The sequence below is a fragment of the Pseudonocardia phyllosphaerae genome (assembly GCF_046546475.1).
Classification (GTDB): domain Bacteria; phylum Actinomycetota; class Actinomycetes; order Mycobacteriales; family Pseudonocardiaceae; genus Pseudonocardia; species Pseudonocardia phyllosphaerae.
This window is the reverse complement of sequence record NZ_JBKGXS010000002.1, coordinates 91,190-109,774: the sequence shown is the minus strand read 5'-3', so window position 1 is coordinate 109,774 and position 18,585 is coordinate 91,190. Positions and strand designations below refer to the sequence as shown.

Annotated in this window: 16 protein-coding genes; 11 read left to right on the top strand and 5 right to left on the bottom strand. The window is 74.7% G+C overall.

Annotated features, from left to right (window positions below; translation table 11 throughout):
- Nucleotides 1–50 precede the first annotated feature (50 nt).
- Nucleotides 51–434 carry a hypothetical protein gene (locus ACLE50_RS05775; RefSeq protein ID WP_410942352.1) on the bottom strand — a complete coding sequence of 128 codons (384 nt, stop codon included), beginning with the start codon at nucleotides 432–434 and terminating at the stop codon, nucleotides 51–53.
- Between the two features lie 255 nt (nucleotides 435–689).
- Between ACLE50_RS05775 and ACLE50_RS05770 the strand changes: the two genes are divergently transcribed.
- From ACLE50_RS05770 to ACLE50_RS05755, 4 genes are all read left to right on the top strand, one after another.
- Nucleotides 690–1,826 carry a sensor histidine kinase gene (locus tag ACLE50_RS05770; RefSeq protein ID WP_410942351.1) on the top strand — a complete coding sequence of 379 codons (1,137 nt, stop codon included), beginning with the start codon at nucleotides 690–692 and terminating at the stop codon, nucleotides 1,824–1,826.
- A complete protein-coding gene (locus tag ACLE50_RS05765) occupies nucleotides 1,823–2,602 on the top strand; it encodes a response regulator (RefSeq protein WP_410942350.1) in 780 nt (259 codons plus the stop codon). The genes ACLE50_RS05770 and ACLE50_RS05765 overlap by 4 nt, the downstream gene beginning before the upstream one ends.
- A gap of 84 nt (nucleotides 2,603–2,686) precedes the next feature.
- Nucleotides 2,687–4,603, top strand: coding sequence for an acetate--CoA ligase (gene acs, locus ACLE50_RS05760; protein WP_410942349.1), 1,917 nt, complete (start codon nucleotides 2,687–2,689; stop codon nucleotides 4,601–4,603).
- Between the two features lie 29 nt (nucleotides 4,604–4,632).
- Nucleotides 4,633–5,784, top strand: a complete 1,152-nt coding sequence (locus tag ACLE50_RS05755) for a DUF3500 domain-containing protein (RefSeq protein ID WP_410942348.1) — start codon at nucleotides 4,633–4,635, stop codon at nucleotides 5,782–5,784.
- A gap of 35 nt (nucleotides 5,785–5,819) precedes the next feature.
- On the opposite strand, the gene ACLE50_RS05750 is transcribed toward ACLE50_RS05755, so the two are convergent.
- On the bottom strand, nucleotides 5,820–7,133 hold the full coding sequence (locus ACLE50_RS05750) for an FAD-dependent oxidoreductase (protein WP_410942347.1): 1,314 nt from the start codon (nucleotides 7,131–7,133) through the stop codon (nucleotides 5,820–5,822).
- 205 nt (nucleotides 7,134–7,338) lie between these two features.
- Between ACLE50_RS05750 and ACLE50_RS05745 the strand changes: the two genes are divergently transcribed.
- From ACLE50_RS05745 to ACLE50_RS05735, 3 genes are all read left to right on the top strand, one after another.
- Nucleotides 7,339–8,235 (top strand): helix-turn-helix domain-containing protein, encoded by an 897-nt coding sequence (locus tag ACLE50_RS05745; RefSeq protein ID WP_410942346.1) that lies wholly within the window; start codon nucleotides 7,339–7,341, stop codon nucleotides 8,233–8,235.
- Nucleotides 8,236–8,445: 210 nt separating this feature from the next.
- The gene (locus ACLE50_RS05740) at nucleotides 8,446–8,670 is read left to right on the top strand and encodes a DUF397 domain-containing protein (protein WP_410942345.1); all 225 of its coding nucleotides are present in this window, start codon (nucleotides 8,446–8,448) and stop codon (nucleotides 8,668–8,670) included.
- A gap of 145 nt (nucleotides 8,671–8,815) precedes the next feature.
- Nucleotides 8,816–9,862, top strand: a complete 1,047-nt coding sequence (locus tag ACLE50_RS05735) for a class I SAM-dependent methyltransferase (protein WP_410942344.1) — start codon at nucleotides 8,816–8,818, stop codon at nucleotides 9,860–9,862.
- An 18-nt stretch (nucleotides 9,863–9,880) separates the two neighbouring features.
- On the opposite strand, the gene ppk2 is transcribed toward ACLE50_RS05735, so the two are convergent.
- Nucleotides 9,881–11,095 carry a polyphosphate kinase 2 gene (gene ppk2, locus ACLE50_RS05730; RefSeq protein ID WP_410942343.1) on the bottom strand — a complete coding sequence of 405 codons (1,215 nt, stop codon included), beginning with the start codon at nucleotides 11,093–11,095 and terminating at the stop codon, nucleotides 9,881–9,883.
- 242 nt (nucleotides 11,096–11,337) lie between these two features.
- Here ppk2 and ACLE50_RS05725 point away from each other — a divergent pair, with 242 nt between their 5' ends.
- Together ACLE50_RS05725 and ACLE50_RS05720 are read left to right on the top strand one after the other, a co-directional pair.
- Nucleotides 11,338–11,961, top strand: coding sequence for an L-threonylcarbamoyladenylate synthase (locus ACLE50_RS05725; RefSeq protein ID WP_410942342.1), 624 nt, complete (start codon nucleotides 11,338–11,340; stop codon nucleotides 11,959–11,961).
- Between the two features lie 161 nt (nucleotides 11,962–12,122).
- Nucleotides 12,123–14,195 (top strand): hypothetical protein, encoded by a 2,073-nt coding sequence (locus tag ACLE50_RS05720; RefSeq protein WP_410942341.1) that lies wholly within the window; start codon nucleotides 12,123–12,125, stop codon nucleotides 14,193–14,195.
- Between the two features lie 71 nt (nucleotides 14,196–14,266).
- Here ACLE50_RS05720 and ACLE50_RS05715 read toward each other — a convergent pair whose 3' ends face one another.
- The gene (locus ACLE50_RS05715; RefSeq protein WP_410942340.1) at nucleotides 14,267–15,286 is read right to left on the bottom strand and encodes a pseudouridine synthase; all 1,020 of its coding nucleotides are present in this window, start codon (nucleotides 15,284–15,286) and stop codon (nucleotides 14,267–14,269) included.
- Nucleotides 15,287–15,311: 25 nt separating this feature from the next.
- Here ACLE50_RS05715 and ACLE50_RS05710 point away from each other — a divergent pair, with 25 nt between their 5' ends.
- Together ACLE50_RS05710 and ACLE50_RS05705 are read left to right on the top strand one after the other, a co-directional pair.
- Nucleotides 15,312–15,932: a LysE family translocator gene (locus ACLE50_RS05710; protein ID WP_410942339.1), complete on the top strand. Its 621-nt coding sequence runs from the start codon at nucleotides 15,312–15,314 to the stop codon at nucleotides 15,930–15,932.
- A 12-nt stretch (nucleotides 15,933–15,944) separates the two neighbouring features.
- Nucleotides 15,945–17,165: a CaiB/BaiF CoA transferase family protein gene (locus ACLE50_RS05705; protein ID WP_410942338.1), complete on the top strand. Its 1,221-nt coding sequence runs from the start codon at nucleotides 15,945–15,947 to the stop codon at nucleotides 17,163–17,165.
- Here the strand turns inward: ACLE50_RS05705 and ACLE50_RS05700 are convergent.
- The gene (locus tag ACLE50_RS05700) at nucleotides 17,158–18,546 is read right to left on the bottom strand and encodes a xylulokinase (RefSeq protein WP_410942337.1); all 1,389 of its coding nucleotides are present in this window, start codon (nucleotides 18,544–18,546) and stop codon (nucleotides 17,158–17,160) included. The genes ACLE50_RS05705 and ACLE50_RS05700 overlap by 8 nt on opposite strands.
- Nucleotides 18,547–18,585 lie beyond the last annotated feature (39 nt).

Below are 18,585 nucleotides of genomic sequence, written 5' to 3'. Positions count from 1 at the left end.
AGCGCGCGTCGTTGCGCCTCAGGCCGTCAGGAGACTCGGGGAGACCGAGCTCAGCCGTTCTTGTCGCCCGCGCCGGACTTCTGGCCGCAGTTGCGCGAGGCGTCGGTGGTCGAGTCGCCGGACTTGGCCTCGCCCTTGCCCAGGATGCCCAGGGCACCGGTGACGCCGTTGCCGGCGGCCGCGTCCTGAACCGGGACCTGGACGCCCAGGACGTTGACCGGGACGGTGTTGTTGCAGGCCTGGATCGGCACGTTGACGTTGTTGCCGTTCAGGCCGGCGACGAGGCCCTTGGCCGACTTGTCGATGTTGCCGACCGAGGTCTCGCTGTTGCCCGGGCCGTGCTCGCCCTTGTCGCCGTGCGCGAACGCGAGCGGGCTCACGGCCAGCAGCGACGCGGCCGACGCCGCCACGACGATTCCTGCCTTCTTCAGCACAGTGTGTCTCCTGTCGAGTGGGGAACGGCCTCGTGGCCGTACCGACCTGTCGATGCTCGTGACCGGGGAGCCCGCATCGACTGCGCCGGACACTAGGGCGACGGATTCACCGGAATCAATTCAGTCACTACTATCGTGTCACCCGATTACTTTCCGTTCGGATACTCCGTCTTTCGGGGACTGTCGCCGAGGTCATGGGCTGTCACGACGAACGGTGGACATCCTCTCGCCAACCCGGGGGCCTAGGGTCGGCGCGTGCGGTCGCGCGAGCTGGTCATGTCCGGGGTCCTGGTGGCCGTCGTCGGGCTCGCCGGTTGGTTCCTCACCGGTGGCTGGGCACTCGCGACCGCGACCGACCTGCTGCGGTTCGCCCTCGGCGTCGCCGCGCTCGCGACGATCCCGTGGCGCCACCGGCTGCCGTGGGAGTTCGCGGTGATCGCCGTCGTCGTCGCGGCGGTCAGCGAGATCGCGGCGTACCTGCCGCTGGTCGGGGTGTTCGTCGTCGGCACCCGGCGGCGGCCGGTCGAGACCGTCGCGATCACCCTGCTCACGATGGGCGGCACCCTGTACACGCTGATCCCGGGCACGGCATGGGACTCCCGGATCTGGGTGACGATCCTGTCGGCGTGGGCGCTGGAGCTGGCGTCGGTCGCGGCGGGGCTGCTCATCGGCTCCCGCAGGGCGCTGCTCGCCCAGCTGCGCGGGCGCGTCGCCCGGGCCGAACGCGAGCGGGCCGAGCACGCCGACCGGGTGCGCGCGGCCGAGCGCCGCCGGATCGCCGAGGAGATGCACGACCTGCTCGGGCACCGGTTGTCGCTGCTCGCGGTGCACGCCGGGGCGCTGGCGCTGCGCTCGGACCTGTCCGCGGCGACGGTCCGGGAGAGCGCGACGGTGTTGCGCGACACCACCCACCGGGCGATGGAGGACCTGCGGACCGTCGTGCAGGTGCTGCGCGAGCCCGGCGAGGGGCCCGAACGGCTCGACCCGCCGGGGGAGGACCTCACCGGCGTCGAGGCCCTGGTCGCCGACGCCCGCACCGCGGGCGCCGAGGTGCGGCTGCGCAGCACCGAGCTGCTGCACGTGACCCGGCCGCCCGAGGCGCTCGCCGCCGTCGCGTACCGGGTGGTGCGCGAGGGGCTGACCAACGCGGCCCGGCACGCGCCCGGCGCCCCGGTCGACGTCACGCTGGAGGGGCGCCGCGGCCGCGATCTCACCGTCACCGTGGTCTCCGGGCGCAGCGACGACCGTCCGCCCGCGCCGGCCGGGGCCGGCAGCGGCCTGGTGGGGCTGCGCGAGCGCGTCGAGACCCTGACCGGCGGCACCCTCACCCACGGCCCGCTGCCCGGTGGCTACCGGCTGGCCGCCGTGCTCCCCTGGAAGGACATTCCGTGACCGACCCCGGCCCCGACCCCGACCCCGAGCCCGCCGGGCCCGGCGACGATGTCCGCCTGCTGCTCGTCGACGACGACCCGCTGGTCCGCAGTGGACTGCGCGTCATGCTCGACGGGCACCGGTTCCCCGGCACCGGACACGGCACGGGGGACGGCGCCGAGGCCCGCACCGGAGACGGGGCCGGGAGCGATGCCGCGCGGCGGATCGTCGTCGTCGGCGACGCCGGTGACGGCGACGAGGTGCCCGCCGCCGTCCGCGCGACCCGGCCGGACGTCGTCCTGATGGACCTGCGGATGCGCCGGGTCGACGGCGTCGCCGCGACCGAACGCCTCGCCGCCGCCGGGCGCGCCCCGGCCGTGGTCGTCCTGACCACCTTCGACGCCGACGAGCACGTCGTACGCGCGCTGCGGGCCGGGGCGAGCGGGTTCCTGCTGAAGGACGCCGCCCCGGACCGGATCGTCGACGCCGTACGTGCCGCGGCCGACGGCGACGCCGTGCTCTCGCCGTCGATCACCCGGCGGCTGATCGGGATGGTCGCCGGCGGCGCGGGACCGGTCGACCGGCGTCGGGCCGCGCAGGTGCGCCTGGACCGCCTCGCCGCCCGCGAGCGGGACGTCGCCGACGCCGTCGCCCGCGGTGGCTCGAACGCCGACATCGCCGCCGAGCTGCACATGTCGGTCGCGACCGTGAAGTCCTACGTCTCCCGGCTGCTGCGCGAGCTGGACCTGGACAACCGGGTGCAGGTCGCGTTGCTGGTGCGGGACGCGACCGACTGAACGGTGCCGTCCGCTGCGGGACGGCGGCTGTGGGAGCACTCACGTGGGCCCCGGCGGTGCACCCGGGTGAGGATCGGGAGCGTGATGTTCGATCCGCCCGCAGGCCTCGCCGCACACGCCAACGTCTCCGGGAGTGCCTACGCCGAGGCGGCCGCCGACCCCGAGGCGTTCTGGTGGGCGCAGGCCCGCCGCCTGGAGTGGGACCGCGCGCCCGAGCAGGGCTACGACGGCCAGGCCTGGCCCGAGGTCACCTGGTTCGCCGACGGCACGCTCAACGTCGCCCGAAACTGCGTCGACCGGCACGTCGAGGCCGGCAACGGCGACCGGGTCGCGCTGCACTGGGAGGGCGAGCCCGGTGATCGGCGCACCGTCACCTACGCCGACCTGCAGGCCGAGGTCGCCCGCTGCGCCCACGCGCTGACCGAGCTGGGCGTGGGCAAGGGCGACGTCGTGGTCGTCTACCTGCCGGTGCTGGTCGAGACGGTCGTGGTGATGCTGGCGTGCGCGCGGATCGGCGCGATCCACTCGCTGGTCTTCGGCGGGTTCTCCGCGTCCGCGCTGCGGTTCCGGCTCACCGACGGCCGGGCGAAGCTGCTCGTCACCACCGACGGCCAGTACCGGCGCGGCAAGGCCGTCCCGGTCAAGGCCGACGCCGACGCCGCCGCCGAGGGCGTCGATTCCCTGGAGCACGTGCTCGTCGTCCGCCGCACCGGCTCGGACGTCGGCTGGACCGAGGGCCGCGACGTCTGGTGGCACGACGTCGTCGACGGCGAGCCGGACGTCCACGAGGCCGAGTTCTTCCCGGCCGAGACCCCGCTGATGCTCGTCTACACCTCGGGTACCACCGGGAAGCCGAAGGGGCTGCTGCACACCATGGGCGGCTACCTCACCCAGACGTCCTGGACGTCGTGGGCGTGCTTCGACCACAAGCCCGACGACGTCTACTGGTGCACCGCCGACCTCGCCTGGGTCACCGCGCACACCTACGAGGTCTACGGCCCGCTGTCCAACGGCGTCACGCAGGTGATCTACGAGGGGACCCCGGACACCCCGGAGCCGGGCCGGCACTTCGAGATCATCCAGCGCTACGGCGTGACCGTGTACTACACCGCACCCACCCTGGTCCGGACGTACATGAAGTGGGGCGAGCAGGTCCCCGGCCGCTACGACCTGTCGTCGCTGCGGCTGCTCGGCAGCGTCGGCGAGGCGATCAACCCGGAGGCCTGGCGCTGGTTCCACCGGGTCATCGGCGGCGGGCGCTGCCCGATCGTCGATACCTGGTGGCAGTCCGAGACCGGCGCCGCGATCTGCGCGCCGCTGCCCGGGGTGACCCCGCTGAAGCCCGGGTCGGCGACCCTGCCGCTGCCGGGGCTCTCGGTGCGTGTCGTCGAGCGCGACGGCACCACCTGCGCCCCCTGCGAGGGCGGCATCCTGGTCATCGATCGGCCCTGGCCGGCGATGGCCCGCACCGTGTGGGGCGACCCGCAGCGCTACTACGACTCCTACTTCGCCGACTACGCGCAGCAGCGCTGGTACAAGGCAGGTGACGGCGCGGTGATCGACACCGACGGCTACGTCACCCTGCAGGGCCGCATCGACGACGTCATGAACGTGTCCGGGCACCGCCTCGGCTCGATCGAGCTGGAGTCCGCACTGGTCAGCCACCCGCGGGTGGCCGAGGCCGGGGTCGTCGGGGCACCGGACGCGACGACCGGGCAGGCCGTCGTCGCGTTCGTGACCGTCACCGAGGGCGGCACCGCGTCACCGGCCGGCGTGTCACTGGCCGAGGAGCTGCGCGGGCACGTCGCACGGGAGCTGGGGCCGGTCGCGCGCCCGCGCGAGGTCGTCCTGGTGGCGGAGCTGCCGAAGACCCGCTCCGGCAAGATCATGCGACGGCTGCTGCTGGACGTGACGTCCGGCCGCGAGCCGGGGGACACGACGTCGCTGGTGGACCCGGACGCGTTCGCGCAGCTGGCAGCCGGGTACCGCGAACGCGGCTGAGCCCCGCCGGAGGTGGCAGGGTCGGCCCCGTGATCGACGAGGCGGGAACCCGGGACACGGCTGCGGCGATGGCCGGGGCGGCGCGGGTGTGGCTGGACACCCTCGACCCCGGGCAGCGCGAGACGGCGACCGGGCACGCCCCGTCCGGTGACGCCGGTACCGACGCCGAGCGGCGACGCTGGTTCTACACCCCGACCGACCACGGCGGGCTGAGCTTCCACGAGCAGCTCCCGCCACAGCAGCGCGCGGCGATGCAGCTGCTCGCCGCGGGGCTGTCCCGCCCGGCCTACGTCACGTTGTGCACGGTGATGGGGCTGGAGAACGTCCTCGACGCCACCGAGGGCTTCACCGCGCTGTTCGACCGGACCCGCGGCCGGGACCCGCAGGCGTACCACCTGCGGATCTTCGGCGAGCCGGGCGCGACCGGCACCTGGGCGTGGCGGTTCGGCGGGCACCACGTGTCGGTCAACGTGCTCGTCGTCGACGGCGCGGTCGTGGCGACCACGCCGTTCTTTCTCGGCGCCGACCCGGCCACCTCGCAGCTGCTGGGGGAGTCCCTGCTGCGCCCGCTCGGGCCGGTCGAGGACCTGGCCCGCGACCTCGTCCGATCGCTGCCCGCCGAGCTGCGCGCCCGCGCGGTGCTGCTGGACGCCGCACCGCCGGACCTGGTGGGCGCCAACCGGACCGACCCCGCGGAGGGCGACAACTGGATCCCGTTGCGGGGGATCTGGCGCGCGCCGTTCGCCGCGGCGGACCGGTGGGCGGAGCTGGTCGAGGCCAGCGACGCCATCGAGGACCGCACCGGCATCGCAGAACGTGACAAACCCGCCGTCGCGCTGTCCCGCACCCCGGCCGGGGTACCCGCCTCGGACCTCGACGCCGCGCAGCGCGAGCAGCTGCGCGCCCTGCTCGCCACCTACCTGCGCCGGGTCCCGGACGCGCTGTCCCCGATCACCCGCTACGACGACGACGCCGCCCTGGACCGGGTGCACCTGGCCTGGGCGGGGTCGCTGCGTCCCGGCGAGCCGCACTACTACCGACTGCAGGGCCCGCGGCTGCTGCTGGAGTGGGACAACACCCAGCGCGACGCCAACCACGCCCACTCGGTGTGGCGCGACCCGTCGGCGGACTTCGGGCTCGACGTCCTCGGCGCACACCGGGCCGCCCGGCACCTGAGCTGACCGGCGCACCCCCGCCCGTCAGTTCACCCCGCCCGTCAGCCCACCGGGGCGGGGGAGCGGCGGGCGAACGCCGGGGCCCGCTCCGGCCGGAACCCCACCCCGACCAGGTAGGCCGGGACGATCTGCAGGATCGGGAACCGGCGCACCAGACGCAGCAGCGGTGCCGGCGGGCCGTCGAGCTCACCGCGCAGCGACGGCCCGGCGATGTTCGCGTGCATGGCCCGCTGCAGGCCCTGGACCAGCATCGTCGGCAGGAGCCTGCGGTTGCGGACGCGGGCGGCGGCGTCGGCGGGGACCGGGGTGCCCGCCGCGAGCCGAGGGGCCAGCAGCGTCGCGGTGGCGACGGCGTCCTGGATCGCCAGGTTGATCCCGACGCCGCCGATCGGTGACATCGCGTGCGCGGCGTCGCCGATGCAGAGCAGCCCGTCGACGTTCCACCGGCGCAGCCGGTTCAGCTGCACGTCGAGGTGCTTCACGTCGTCGATGGAGGTGATCGCGCCGACCCGGTCGGCGAACTCCGGCATGAGCTCGGCGACGTCGGCGCGGAACGCCTCGACGCCGGTGGCGCGCAGCTGCGCGTCGCCGCCCTTCGGCGCCAGGTAGCCGATCTGGAAGTAGCCCTCCCGCGGGATGACGACGGCGAACCGGCCCTTCCCGATCCGCGGCACCAGGGTGGCGGTGTCCTCGTCGGCGTGGCGCGGCAGCCGGAACCACCAGGTGTCGAACGGGACATCGAACTCGGTCAGCGGGAGCCCGGACTCGTCGCGCAGCAGCGAGTGCCTGCCGTCGCAGGCCACCGTCAGGTCCGCGCGGATCTCCCCGGTGACCTGCTCGCCGTCCGGGCCGGTCGTCGTGGCGTAGCGGATCCCGGCGACCCGGCCGTCCTCGCGGACCAGGCCGGTGGCGCGGGTGTCCATCCGCAGGTGGAACGACGGCTCGGCGCGTCCGGCGTCGGCGAGCAGGTCGAGCAGGTCCCACTGCGGCACGAGCGCGACGTAGGGGTGCCGGACGCCGACCCGGGCCAGCAGGTCGAAGTTGCCCATGCGCTGCGCCCCGCCGCGCTCGTCGGGCAGGACGACCTCGGTGACCCGGCTCTGCGGCAGGGCGGCGAAGCGCTCGCCGAGGCCCAGGTCGTCGAGCAGGTCGAGGGTGGTCGGGTGCACGGTGTCGCCGCGGAAGTCCCGCAGGAAGTCGCCGTGCTTCTCCAGGACCGTCACCTCGACTCCGGCGCGGGCCAGGAGCAGCCCGAGCATCATCCCCGCCGGTCCGCCCCCGACCACGCAGCACGTCGTGCGCTCGGGTGCCGTGTGCCCGTGCGTCGCCTGCTCGGTTGTCGCCTGCTCCGACATGGTTCCTCCCAAATTTCAACGAGCGTTGAATAAGGCCGAGTATGCGCGCCCCCGGCGGGTCGCGCAACGGTGGGAGCGACCGCGGGAACGCAGAGCATGTGTAGAATCGATCGCTCGATCGGTCAGGTCGATGAGGCCTGCCGGGAGACGTCGTGAGACGTACCGTGAGTTGTCGTGAGACCCGTCGTCAGGAGGGCCCTGCCCCGTGGCCGTGAGCACCAACGCCCCCGCATCGCCCGGTGAGGGCCGGGGGCCGACCGCACGCCGGATCGTCCTCGGCGCCCACCTGCGGCGGCTGCGCGAACGGGCCGGGGTGACACGGTCGGACGCGGCCTACAGCATCCGCGGGTCGGACTCCAAGATGAGCCGGCTCGAGGCAGGCAAGGTCGGGTTCAAGCCACGCGACGTCGCCGACCTGCTCACCCTCTACGGCGTCGGCGAGGGCCCCGAGCGCGACGAGGCCGTCGCGATGGCCGCGGAGAGCAACGAGACCGGCTGGTGGGCGCGCTACCACGACGTCGTCCCGGCCTGGTTCGAGGACTTCGTCGGCCTGGAGGCCGCGGCGTCGCGGATCTCGTCCTACGAGCTGCTGTTCGTGCCCGGTCTGCTGCAGACCGAGGAGTACGCCCGCGTGATCGTCAGCGGCGGGCGGCCGGAGCAGGTGCCCGCCACCGAGCGCGACGCCGTGGAGAAGCGCCTCGAGGTCCGGCTGCGCCGTCAGCGCGTCCTGCACCGCCCGGACGCCCCGACCTTCCGGACGGTGATCGACGAGTCGGTGCTGCACCGCCGGGTCGGCGGCTCGCGGGTGTTCGACGCCCAGATCGAGCACCTGCTGGAGATGGCGGAGCTGCCGAACGTCGTCGTCCAGATCCTGCCCTGGGACCGGTCCGGCTACGCCGCCGAGCGCGTGTTCAGCATCCTGCGCTTCGCCGAGCAGGAGCTGCCCGACCTGGTCTACCTGGAGGAGCTGGGCGGGTCGAGCTACGCCGACAAGCACGCCGAGGTGCAACGCTACGGCCGTGCCATGGAGCTGCTCGCCGCCGACGCACTCACCCCGGACGCGACCGTCCGCCACCTCGCGACGCTGCGCGCCGACCGCTGACCCGGACAGCCGACCACTGACCCGGACAGGGCCCTCGTCGCAGGGCCGTCACCAGCGACGACGTTCGACCGGTCGTCGTGCGTCAGGGTGTCGCCCGTCGCTGAACGGCGACCGCCTGGCGCGGCCGCACCCCGATCCGGTCGCGCCGCGTGCACAGATCGCTACCGTCATCCGCAACGGACGATGCATGTGCATGTGAGGTGAGTGGGAATGACTTCCATCCCGACCGGCCCCGCCGAGATCGACGCGCTGGAGTGGCGCAAGAGCGTGCGCAGCGGCTACGAGGGCAACTGCGTCGAGCTGGCCGTCACCGGCCCGGCCGTGGCGCTGCGCAACTCGCGCGACCCGCACGGCACCGTCCTGGCGTTCCCCGCCGCCGATGTCGCCGCGCTGCTCACCGCCGTCCGCAACGGCGAGCTCGACGACCTGGCCTGAGCGCCGGCCCCCAGTCCTCCCGCGGGCGGTCGGAGCGCCCCGGCCGCCCGCGGTGAGCCCAGTGCTGCGGCGAGCCCGGTGATCCTGCGCTCGTGGTGCCCGCACCGCGAGCCCGGCCAAGATCGTCCGTAGTAGGAAGGGGTATGTGAACCCGGCCGAGCAGGCCCCGTCGTACCGCGGGGCGAGCGAGCACTACCTGTCCCCGTCCCGGCGCGATCCGGTCAAGGTGCTCTCCGAGGAACCGGTGACCCGTCGCGTGCTCACCGAGGCTCTCGCGGCGCTGGCCCTCCCGGACGACCGGCCGGTGGACGTGCTCGACATCGGCTCGGGCACCGCCGACGGGTTCTCGCTGCTCACCCGCGCCGCCGACGGTGACCCCGCGGTCGTCGAGGAGGCGCGGCTGCACTACGTCGGCCTCGACGTCGACCCGGAGATGGTCGAGACCGCCGGGGAGCAGGTGCGGTCGCCGTCGGCTTCGTTCGTGCACGGCGACGTCCGCTCCGGAATCCCCGGCGGCGCGTTCGACCTGTACCTGTCCTGCGGCGTCCCGTACTCGCACCTGACCCGCGACGAGCTCGTCGGCGCCCTGCGCAGCGTGCTCACCGCGGTCGCCGGGCGCGGCAGGCGGGCCGCCGTGGTCGTCGACGTCCTCGGCCGCTACTCGGTGGAGTGGCAGCCGAACTGGCACCTCGACCGCTGGGACTACGCGATGAGCTTCTTCGCCGGCGGCGGATCCGGGATCTCCGAGCCGATGACCTTCTATGACGCCCCGGCCCTGACCTCCGTGCTCGACGAGGCCATGGCCGGGACCGGCGCGACGGTCGTCTCCCGCACCGCGGTCGACCGGTCGGTGCTGGTCGGGCGGCACACCGCGACCGGCACCTTCAACCCGGGCGTCCCGCGGTTCCGGACCCTGGTGAACGACCTGCTCCGCGACCCCGCCTCGGTCGACCCCGCCGACCTGCGGTTCACCCCCGCCACCGGCGGGGCCCCGCGTGACGTCCTGGACTGGCTGGCCGGGTTCGCCGCCCGCTGGAACGCCGCGCTGCAGCCCTACACCGGAGCCGGCCCGCTCGACCGCGACGCCGCGGCCCGGCTCGCCCACGCGCTGCTCGGTCTGGAGCGCGCGGGCGGGCCGGGCCTGGGCGTCGGGCACTCGTTCACCACGACGCTGGTCGTGGACCCCGCCTGAGCCGGGTTCGGCTCCCGGTCAGCTCTCGGTCAGCGGCGGGAACTCCGCACCCTGCTGCTCGCCCTGCTCGAACATCTCCGCGGCCGGGCCGACGATCAGCGGGTCCGGCGGCGTCGCGATCGCCGGGTCCTTGCCGGGGTACTCGAACAGCGACAACACGTAGCGCATCGCGTTGAGCCGGGCGCGCTTCTTGTCGTTGGACTTGATCACCGTCCAGGGCGCGTCCTTGGTGTCGGTGTAGAAGAACATCGCCTCCTTGGCCTCGGTGTAGGCCTCCCACTTGTCCAGTGAGGCGATGTCCATCGGGGAGAGCTTCCACTGCCGCACTGGGTCGACCTGGCGGATCAGGAAGCGGGTGCGCTGCTCGTCGCGCGAGACGGAGAACCACAGCTTGACCAGGGTCGTCCCGGACCGGACGAGCATCCGCTCCAGCTCCGGGGTGGAGCGCAGGAACTCCATGTAGCTGCGCGGGTCGGTGAAGCCCATGACCCGCTCGACGCCGGCGCGGTTGTACCAGGACCGGTCGAACAGCACGATCTCCCCGGCGGAGGGCAGGTGCCCGATGTAGCGCTGGTAGTACCACTGGCCTGCCTCGCGCTCGGTCGGCTTCTCCAGCGCGACGACGCGGCAGCCGCGCGGGTTCAGGTGCTCGGTGAAGCGCTTGATCGTGCCGCCCTTGCCTGCGGCGTCGCGGCCCTCGAACAGCACGACGATCCGCTTCCCGGTCTCCTTCACCCAGTTCTGCAGCTTCAGCAGCTCGATCTGCAGGAGCCGCTTCTCGGTCTCGTACTCCGAGCGGCTGAGCCGGGTGTCGTACGGGTAGCCCTCGCGCCAGGTGTCGACCGGGTTGCCGTGCGGCCCGACGAGCTGCGGGTCGTCGTCGCCCTCGTCGTCGACGTGGTACTCGGTGGTGTCGACCTCCTCGGGGTGCGGCAGGTCCGGGCCGTCGGCGGAGACCGGGTTGCCCGCGGCGGGGGGCGCCCCGGCGCCCGGCTTCCCGGCGGCCTTCGTCCCGGATCCCGGCTTCGCGGCGTCCGGCTTCGCAGAGCCCGGCTTCGCGGTGTCGGCCTTCCCGGCGCCCGGCTTGCCGGTGGCGGCGGTCGTGGCCGCGGCGGCCGAGGCCCCGGTGGTGGCCGAGCCGGTGGCCGGAGCGGCATCGGAGGCGGTGCCGGCAGGGGTCGGGCCGTCGGCGGAGGCGGAGTCGGCGGTCGTGTCGGAGGAGGTGTCGTCCACGGCGGACCAACCTGCGCCGTGCGGGTGACCGCAGCCCGTCGCACACATGACGTACGGGTGACGAGCGGGCAGCGGCTCGGCGCCGCCGGGAGCGGGTTCGCCCTGGTCGCCCGGAGTTCGGGAAGGCGTCACCGTGTCGTCGTGCATCGGTGTCGCGGCGATACGGCTGTGCCGCACGGACGAGCGGGCGGCCACACGGACGAGCGGGCGACAAGCCGTGGTCGTCGTGGCACGCTGCGTCGATGGCCAGGTACTACGACGTGCATCCGGAGAACCCCCAGCCGCGCAGCATCGGTCAGGTCGTGGACGTGGTCCGCGACGGCGGCCTGATCGCCTACCCGACGGACTCCTGCTTCGCGCTCGGCTGCTCGCTGGGCAACAAGGACGGTCTCGAGCGGATCCGGCAGATCCGCAAGCTCGACGACAAGCACCACTTCACCCTGGTCTGTGCCGACTTCGCCCAGCTCGGGCAGTTCGTGCAGATCTCCAACGCGGTGTTCCGCGCGGTGAAGGCCTCCACGCCGGGCAGCTACACGTTCATCCTCCCGGCGACCAAGGAGGTGCCGCGCCGGCTGCTGCACCCGAAGAAGAAGACCGTCGGCGTGCGCATCCCCGACCACGCGACCACCCAGGCGCTGCTGGCGCAGCTGGGGGAGCCGCTGCTGTCCTCGACGCTGTTGCTGCCCGGGCACGACGAGCCGATGACCCAGGGCTGGGACATCAAGGAGGAGCTCGACAACCAGGTCGAGGCCGTCATCGACTCCGGGGACTGCGGCACCGAGCCGACGACGGTGGTGGACCTGTCCACCGACGAGCCGGAGATCGTCCGGGTCGGTGCGGGTGATCCGTCCCGGTTCGAGGAGTAGCGCCCCGCCCGGGGAGTTCACGAACCTGCTCCGAGCGACGCCGGGAGCCCACCGCCCACCGCATCCGGGCAGGCGGGCGGCGTTGCGGCAGGTAGTGTTCGCCCCGTCCATGCCCGGTCCCGACGGGGGATCGGGGTACCTGCCGTTCGGAGGACGATCGCGTGGCGCGAGACGACCCGCCGTACAGCCCGGAGCAGGGTCCCGGTGCGGACCGACGGCCCGGGCCCGGGGACGCCCCGCCCGGTGACGCCGTGCTGGCCGCCCTCGCGCGCCGTCTGCGGGCCCGGTCGGAGCGCCAGCAGCTGCTGACCGAGCGTCTGCGCAGCGGTGAGCTGCGCCCCGGTGCACTGGCCGACCTCGCCGAGCTGGCCGCGGCCGCACGCCGCGGCGCCCGCGACGGCGACCACCTGCTCGTGCTCTCCGGTGCCGGTCCGGACCGCAGGCCCGGGCCGCCGCACGCGACCTCGCTCGGCCAGGTGCTGACGACGGTCGTCGCGGCCAGCGAGGCCGCCTCGCGCACCGTCGTGCTGCCGACACCGAGCGTGACCCTGGAGACCCGCGCCGAGCCGGTCGTCGAGCAGATCCTCGCCGAGCTGCTGGCGCACGCCGGGGGCGTGACCCCGCCCGGCGAGCGGATCGAGCTGCACACCCGCTGGAGCCCGGACGGCGGCGTCGTCGTCGAGCTGCAGTGCGCCCAGCCCCCGCGCCACCAGACCCCGCTCGACGACCTCGACCGTGCGCTGTCCACCGCGCAGCCCAACGGGCCCGTGGCGCCGCAGGAGATCGGGCTGCACGTCGCGGCCCGGCTGGCGCGGTCGATCGGCGCGACGCTCGGCGTCCGCGGCCCGGCCGGGAGCACCGAGGGCGCCGCGGTGGCCGTGCTGCACCTGCCGCCCGCGGTCGTCGGCGGCGGGCAGCAGCGGGCCGAGCCGCGCCCGGAGACCCCGGCCGGGGCCCGGCCCGTCGTCGAGGACGGCGACACCGGTGACAGCCCGTGGCCGCCGCCGCGCCCGTCGGCGCGGTCGTTCGAGAGCCCTGCCGCGCAGCCGGGGCCGCGACCCGGTGGTGATCTGCCGCGCCGTACGCCGGGGCCGAACCGGCGGCAGCAGCCGTTCGGAGCGCCTGCCGACGCGGCGTCGTTCACCGCGGCCCCGTTCGGTGCGCCGGGGGACTCCTCGCCGTCGCCGTTCGACACGGGGCCTGCGGCGTACGACGCCGGCCCGCCGGGCGACAGCGGGACGTTCGAGAGTGGACAACCGCTCGACAGCGGACGGCGGTTCGACAGCGGGACGTCGCCGTTCGACAGCGGGGCGTCCGGGAGCGGGTCGGCCCCGTTCGACAGCCCCGCCCAGTTCGACGGTCCCGCCCAGGAGAACCCGCCGCGGCCCGGGTGGTCGGCCTCGGCCGCCGCGCCGTTCGACGGGCCGCCCCCCGGCCAGGCGAACCGGCCGTTCCCGTCGCCGGCGCAGCGTCCGCCGTCGCGTCCGCCCCAGCCGGCGCCGTCTGCGGAGTCGTCTCCGGGTGCCCCGGAGACGGAGGCGGAGCGTGAGCCCGGCACCCGCGGGACGGAGGCGCCGGGTGACCCGCTGACCGAGGCGCTACCGGTGAGCAGCGGCCCCGACCGCGACACCGACCGCGACACCGGGAGCCGGGACGCCCCGCCGGCCCACGACCAGCAGATCCCGGGCCGGCAGAACCCGGAACAGCACAGCCCGGACGCCCTGTTCGGCCCGTTCGACTCGGAGGTCCCCGTGCCCGTCGGCGACGACGACCTGGAGAGCACACCGATCTTCGCGTCGGTCGCCTCGGCGTGGTTCCGCGAGCCCTCGTCCGTCCCGACGACCGCGCTGCCGGTCGGCGCGGACGGCACGCCGGAGCCGGAGAACTGGCGCACCGCCGGCGACGCCGAGTTCGATGCGGCCCGGATCCGCGCCGACCGCGTCGTCGACCTCCCGACGACCGCGCAGGGCCTGCCGCAGCGCCAGCCCGGCCGGCAGATGGTGCCGCCGTCGTGGCGCGACACCCCGAACGGCTCGGTCCCGCAGGGCTCCCGCGAGCGCCAGCCCGACCGCGTCCGGACCCGGCTGTCCAGCTACCAGCGGGGCCTGCGCGAGGGACGGCACCGCGCCGCCGACGACGACGGCGGGCAGACCGACCCGATGACCATGAACGGCACCCCGGGCACCGGGGCCCGGCACGGCGCCGACGACCAGCCGGACCGCGACGCCGGCTGAGCCGGGCCGTCCTGTCCGGACCGCCCTGTCCCGACTGCACGCGCCGACCTGCGGGACTCAGCGGCGCGGACTCAGACCCCGGCGGCCCAGCCGCCGGGGTCGTCCCATGCCTGCAGGGCACGCCTGCTGGTGAAGCTCCGGCGTTCACCGGTGACCGGGTCGTCGAACTCCAGACGGCGTGACAGCAGCTGCAGCGGGCGGGTGACGTCGCCGTCGGCCCGGTCCCGGACCTGCGGGTAGACGTCGTCGCCGAGGATCGGGACGCCGAGCGAGGCCAGGTGCACCCGCAGCTGGTGGGTGCGCCCGGTCCGCGGGTGCAGCCGGTAGTAGCCGGTGCCGGCGGAGTGCCCGGTACCGCTGCGGTGCTCGGTGCCGCTGCGGTAGCCGGTGCCGCTGCGGTAGTCGGTGAGCTCGACCCGGGTCTCGGCGTTCGGCTCGCCAGGCTCGGTGAGTGCCTGCAGGGTCCCGGGCCGCTTCACGATCCGCGACGTCACCGTGCGCGGCAGCTCCAGCGCCGGGTCGTACGGCGCGACCGCCTCGTAGGTCTTGTCGACGCGGCCGGTCGCGAACAGCGTCTGGTACGCCCCGCGCAGCTCCGGGCGCACGACGAGCAGCAGCACCCCGGCGGTCGGGCGGTCCAGGCGGTGCGCGGGGGACAGCTCCGGCAGGCCCAGCTCGTGGCGCAGCCGGACCAGCACCGTCTGCCGGACGTGGCTGCCGCGCGGGATCGTCGCGAGGAAGTGCGGCTTGTCGACCACGACCACGTCGTCGTCGCGGTGCAGGACGTCCAGGGTGCCGGGGACCTCGGCCTCGTCGGGGACGTCGCGGTGCAGCCACAGCGTCGTCGACGGCGTGAACGGAGAGGCCGCGCTCAACGGCCCGTCGAGGGTGACGATCTCCCCGGCGGCGAGCATCGCGTCGAGCCGGTCCGGGTCGACACCGGGGATCCGGTCGAGCAGATGCGCCCGCATCGTCGGCCAGGCACCGTCGGCGGGGGTGCGCAGCCGGGCCGGGTCCAGGCCGTCGCGCGGGGCGAGCGGGGACACCTCGCGGCGCGATGCGCGGCGCCGGCGGCCGGAGCGGGACCTCATCGCGGGCCAGCCTACGATGACCCCCGTGAGCTGGGCGTCCTACGGTGCATACCTCCTGATCGTCGTGGGCCTGGTGCTGATGCCCGGGCCCGACACCTTCGTGCTGATGCGGTCCTCGCTCGCCGGTGGCCGCCGGTCCGGGCTGCTCACCGCGACCGGGGTGTTCGGGGGCAACGTGCTGCAGGGCTCGGCCGCCGCGTTCGGGCTGGGGGTGCTGATCGCCCAGTCGCACACCGCCTTCACCGCGATCCGCTGGGCCGGTGTCTGCTACCTGTGCGTGCTCGGGGTGCAGGCGCTGCGCGCCGCCCGCCGCGGCGACTACGGCACGGTCGGTGAGGCAGGGCCGCGGCTGCGCCCGTCGCGGGCACTGCTCACCGGGCTCCTGTCGAACGTCACCAACCCGAAGATCCTGGTCATGTACCTGTCGGTGCTGCCGCAGTTCCTCGTCCCCGGCGTCACGACGACCGCGGACGCGCTGCTGCTCGCGCTCACCGTCGCGGTCCTCGGCGGGATCTGGCAGACCGGGATGGTGTTCGTCGTGCACCGGGCCCGCACCTGGTTGTCCCGGCGCCGCGTCCGGCGGGCCACCGACGCCGTCGCCGGGGTCGCGCTGCTGGGCTTCGGCGGCGCGCTGGCCGCGAGCTGAGGGGTGGGCGGCGTGACCGGCGACCTGCCCCTGGCCGGGGTGCGTGTGCTCGAGCTCGGCAACTACATCGCGGCGCCCACCGCGGGCCGGCTGCTCGCCGACTTCGGCGCCGACGTGATCAAGGTGGAGCGGCCGCGCACCGGCGACGAGGTCCGCAACTGGCGGCTCTACGCCGGTGACACCTCGATGCTCTACCGCGTCCTGAACCGCAACAAGCGTTCGATCACCCTGGACCTGCGCTCCGCCGCGGGCCGCCGTGCCGTGCTGGATCTGGTGCGCCGCAGCGACGTCGTGCTGGAGAACTTCCGGCCCGGCACGCTGGAGAAGTGGGGACTCGGCCCGGCCGAGCTCGACGCCGCCAACCCCGACGTCGTGCTGGTGCGGATCTCGGCGTTCGGCCAGACCGGCCCGCTGGCCGCCCGGCCGGGGTTCGCCGCCGTCGCCGAGGCGATGGGCGGGCTCCGCGCGCTCGTCGGGGAGGCCGACCGGCCGCCGTCGCGCACGGGGGTGTCGATCGGGGACTCGATCGCCGGGCTCTACGGCGCGTTCTCCGCGGTCATGGGCCTCTACCAGCGGGAGGCGTCGCCCGGGCGGCCGCCGCTGAACCGGCGCTCGATGGACATCGCGCTCAACGAGGCGGTGTTCTCGATGATGGAGTCGCTGGTGCCCGACCACACCGCCTACGGCGTGGAGCGGCACCGCGTCGGCGGCCGGATGGAGGGCATCGCCCCGTCGAACGCCTACCCGTGCGCCGACGGCGGCAGCGTCGTGATCGCCGGGAACGGAGACTCGATCTACGGCCGGCTCATGGCCGTCATCGGGCGTCCGGACCTCGGCGAGGACCCGTCGCTGGCGTCGAACGCGGGCCGGTGGGCGCGCCGCGACGAGCTCGACGACGCGATCGGGGCGTGGACGGCGTCGCTGCCGCGGGCGACCGTGCTCGACCGGCTGGAGGAGGCGGGGGTGCCGGCCGGGCCGATCCACACCGCCGCCGACATCGTCGCCGACGAGCAATTCGCCGCCCGGGACATGGTGCAGTTCTTCGACGTCGACACCGGCGGGCCGGCGCCCGCCCGCGTCGGGTTCCCCGGCGTCGTCCCGGTGCTCGACGGCGCCTCGGTGCCGGTCCGCCACGTCGGCCCGGACCTGGGCGCCGACACCGCCGATGTCCTCGGCGGGCTGCTCGGCTACACCGGTGACGAGGTCGCGGCCGCGGCGGGGGAGCTCAGCTGACCCGGTCGAGGTGGTGCTCGGCCGCGGCGCGGTAGCGCTCCCAGCCTGCCGGGTCCGGGTCGGCCTCGTAGCGGGCCGGTGCGGTCCCGGTGGCCCAGCACGGCGGGGTGTCGCCGCCGCGCAGCGCCCACGCGGCCTGGCGGGCGGCGCCGTCGGCCACGTACTCGCCGGGGACGGGCACCGTGACCGGCACCCCGAACACCTGCGCGGCGATGCGGCACACCGCCTCCGAGCGGGCGGCCCCGCCGACGAGCGTCACCCCGGACACCGCGACGCCCTGCTCGCGCAGCGCCTCCAGCCCGACCCGCTGCGCGTAGAGCATGCCCTCGACGGCGGCCCGGGCCAGGTTCTCCCGGGTCCCGGACGCGAGCGTCCAGCCGTGCATCGACCCGGTCGCGTCGGGCAGGTTCGGTGTCCGCTCACCCTCCAGGTACGGGACGACGACGAGCCCGCCCGCGCCCGGTTCGGCGGCCAGCGCGAGCCGGCCCAGCTCCTCGTGGTCGACGCCGAGCAGGGTGCGGGTCGCGTCCAGCACCCGGGACGCGTTGAGCGTGCACACCAGCGGCAGGTAGGCGCCGGTCGCGTCGGAGAACCCGGCGACGATCCCGGACGGGTCCTGCGCGCGCGTCCCGGCGCGGGCGAACACGGTGCCCGAGGTGCCCAGGGAGACGACGACGTCGTCCCCGGCGCCGACGCCCAGCCCGGCCGCGGCGTTGTCCCCGGCCCCGGCGCCCAGCAGCACGCCGTCCGGGCCCTCGACCGACCCGGCCGGGTCGAGCACCGTGGGCAGCGCGGGGGACCGGCCGAAGCCGCGTTCGAGCAGGTCACGGCGGTAGCCGACGCCGTCGAAGTAGCCGGTGCCCGACGCGTCGGAGCGGTCGGTGACCAGGTCGGCGAGGTCACCGGTGCCGCGCAGCCGCCAGGTCAGCCAGTCGTGCGGCAGGCAGACCGCGGCCGTGCGGTCGGCGTTGCCGGGCTCGTGCGTGGCGAGCCAGCGCAGCTTCGCCAGCGTCACCGAGGCGACCGGGACGACGCCGGTCGCCTCCGCCCAGCCCTGCGCACCCAGCTCGTCGACGAGCTCGCGGGCGGCGCCGGCGGAGCGGGTGTCGTTCCACAGCAGCGCGTCGCGGACGACGGCGCCGGACTCGTCGAGGCAGACCATGCCGTGCTGCTGGCCGCCGACCGAGAGCGCCTCGACGCCGTCGAGACCGCCGGCGTCGTCGAGGGCCGACCGCAGGGCGTCCCACCAGCGGGCCGGGTCGACCTCGGTGCCGTCGGGATGCGACGCCCGCCCGGAGCGGACGAGCTCGCCGCTGTCGGCGTCCCGCACGACGATCTTGCAGGACTGCGTGGAGGAGTCGACGCCGAGCACCAGTGCCATGGGGACACCCTGCCATCCCGGTCCGTTCGCGGGCCCGGG

Bases quoted from the DNA above. Each gene is read 5' to 3' on its own strand.
- ACLE50_RS05750 (WP_410942347.1), bottom strand. From the start codon at position 7,133: ATGTCGGAGCAGGCGACAACCGAGCAGGCGACGCACGGGCACACGGCA.
- ACLE50_RS05700 (WP_410942337.1), bottom strand. From the start codon at position 18,546: ATGGCACTGGTGCTCGGCGTCGACTCCTCCACGCAGTCCTGCAAGATC.
- ACLE50_RS05740 (WP_410942345.1), top strand. From the start codon at position 8,446: ATGACTTCCATCCCGACCGGCCCCGCCGAGATCGACGCGCTGGAGTGG.
- acs (WP_410942349.1), top strand. From the start codon at position 2,687: ATGTTCGATCCGCCCGCAGGCCTCGCCGCACACGCCAACGTCTCCGGG.
- ACLE50_RS05715 (WP_410942340.1), bottom strand. From the start codon at position 15,286: ATGAGGTCCCGCTCCGGCCGCCGGCGCCGCGCATCGCGCCGCGAGGTG.
- ACLE50_RS05725 (WP_410942342.1), top strand. From the start codon at position 11,338: ATGGCCAGGTACTACGACGTGCATCCGGAGAACCCCCAGCCGCGCAGC.